Source organism: Paenibacillus sp. NPDC057967, from assembly GCF_042887015.1.
Classification (GTDB): Bacteria; Bacillota; Bacilli; order Paenibacillales; family Paenibacillaceae; genus Pristimantibacillus.
The window spans coordinates 2501-4821 of the sequence record NZ_JBHVQB010000018.1 but is presented as its reverse complement, the minus strand read 5'-3'; the positions used below and the strand labels follow the sequence as shown (position 1 = coordinate 4821).

At 56.7% G+C, this 2321-nt stretch carries 1 rRNA gene (cut by a window edge); it reads right to left on the bottom strand.

The window, feature by feature from the left end:
* A 23S ribosomal RNA gene (locus ACFVSO_RS28780) occupies positions 1-2321 on the bottom strand; its annotated part runs 629 nt beyond the window's last position; the annotation flags it as partial.

Genomic DNA, 2321 nt, shown 5'->3' with positions numbered 1-2321 from the left:
GAACGTAGCCAACCAGCCATGCCCTTGGCAGGACAACTGGCACACCAGAGGTTCGTCCGTCCCGGTCCTCTCGTACTAGGGACAGCCCTTCTCAATATTCCTACGCGCACAGCGGATAGGGACCGAACTGTCTCACGACGTTCTAAACCCAGCTCGCGTACCGCTTTAATGGGCGAACAGCCCAACCCTTGGGACCGACTCCAGCCCCAGGATGCGACGAGCCGACATCGAGGTGCCAAACCATCCCGTCGATATGGACTCTTGGGGAAGATCAGCCTGTTATCCCCGGGGTACCTTTTATCCGTTGAGCGACGGCGCTTCCACAAGCCACCGCCGGATCACTAGTCCCGACTTTCGTCCCTGCTCGACCCGTCGGTCTCACAGTCAAGCTCCCTTGTGCACTTACACTCAACACCTGATTGCCAACCAGGCTGAGGGAACCTTTGGGCGCCTCCGTTACCCTTTAGGAGGCAACCGCCCCAGTTAAACTACCCATCAGACACTGTCCCTGATCCGGATCACGGACCCAGGTTAGACATCCAGCACGACCAGAGTGGTATTTCAACGGCGACTCCACCATGACTGGCGTCACGGCTTCAAAGTCTCCCACCTATCCTACACAAGCCGAACCGAACACCAATATCAAACTGTAGTAAAGGTCCCGGGGTCTTTCCGTCCTGCTGCGCGAAACGAGCATCTTTACTCGTAGTGCAATTTCACCGGGCCTATGGTTGAGACAGTCGAGAAGTCGTTACGCCATTCGTGCAGGTCGGAACTTACCCGACAAGGAATTTCGCTACCTTAGGATGGTTATAGTTACCACCGCCGTTTACTGGCGCTTAAGTTCTCAGCTTCGCAACCCCGAAAGGTCACTAACCGGTCCCCTTAACGTTCCAGCACCGGGCAGGCGTCAGTCCGTATACATCGCCTTACGGCTTCGCACGGACCTGTGTTTTTAGTAAACAGTCGCTTCTCGCTGGTCTCTGCGGCCACCCCCAGCTCACGGAGCAAGTCCGATCACCAGTGATGGCCCCCCTTCTCCCGAAGTTACGGGGGCATTTTGCCGAGTTCCTTAACCATAGTTCACCCGAACGCCTCGGTATTCTCTACCTGACCACCTGAGTCGGTTTAGGGTACGGGCCGCCATGAAACTCGCTAGAGGCTTTTCTCGACAGCATAGGATCATCCACTTCACCACAATCGGCTCGGCATCAGGTCTCAGACTTCAATGCACGACGGATTTGCCTACCGCGCGGCCTACACCCTTACCCCGGGACAACCACCGCCCGGGCTGGACTACCTTCCTGCGTCACCCCATCGCTTACCTACTACCACCTTGGATCGGCGGCTCCACCACTTTCCTTTCCCCGAAGGGTCCGGAACGGCTTCACGGCCTTAGCATCAGAGGATTCGATATTGGGCGTTTCAAAGCGGGTACCGGAATATCAACCGGTTGTCCATCGACTACGCCTGTCGGCCTCGCCTTAGGTCCCGACTTACCCTGGGCAGATCAGCTTGACCCAGGAACCCTTAGTCAATCGGCGCACACGTTTCTCACGTGTGTATCGCTACTCATGCCTGCATTCTCACTCGTGAACCGTCCACAACTCGCTTCCGCGGCTGCTTCACCCGGCACACGACGCTCCCCTACCCATCACAGCGGGCGTTGGCCCTATAGCTGCAATGACACGACTTCGGCGGTACGCTTGAGCCCCGCTACATTGTCGGCGCGGAATCACTTGACCAGTGAGCTATTACGCACTCTTTCAAGGGTGGCTGCTTCTAAGCCAACCTCCTGGTTGTCTCTGCGACTCCACATCCTTTCCCACTTAGCGTACGCTTAGGGGCCTTAGTCGATGCTCTGGGCTGTTTCCCTCTCGACCATGGAGCTTATCCCCCACAGTCTCACTGCCGTGCTCTCACTTACCGGCATTCGGAGTTTGGCTAAGGTCAGTAACCCGGTAGGGCCCATCGCCTATCCAGTGCTCTACCTCCGGCAAGAAACACACGACGCTGCACCTAAATGCATTTCGGGGAGAACCAGCTATCACGGAGTTTGATTGGCCTTTCACCCCTAACCACAGGTCATCCCCCAGGTTTTCAACCCTGGTGGGTTCGGTCCTCCACGAAGTCTTACCTCCGCTTCAACCTGCCCATGGCTAGATCACTCCGCTTCGGGTCTAGAGCGTGCAACTCAATCGCCCTATTCGGACTCGCTTTCGCTACGGCTTCCCCACACGGGTTAACCTCGCTACACACCGCTAACTCGCAGGCTCATTCTTCAAAAGGCACGCAGTCACGAGATACAGCAAGCTGCATCC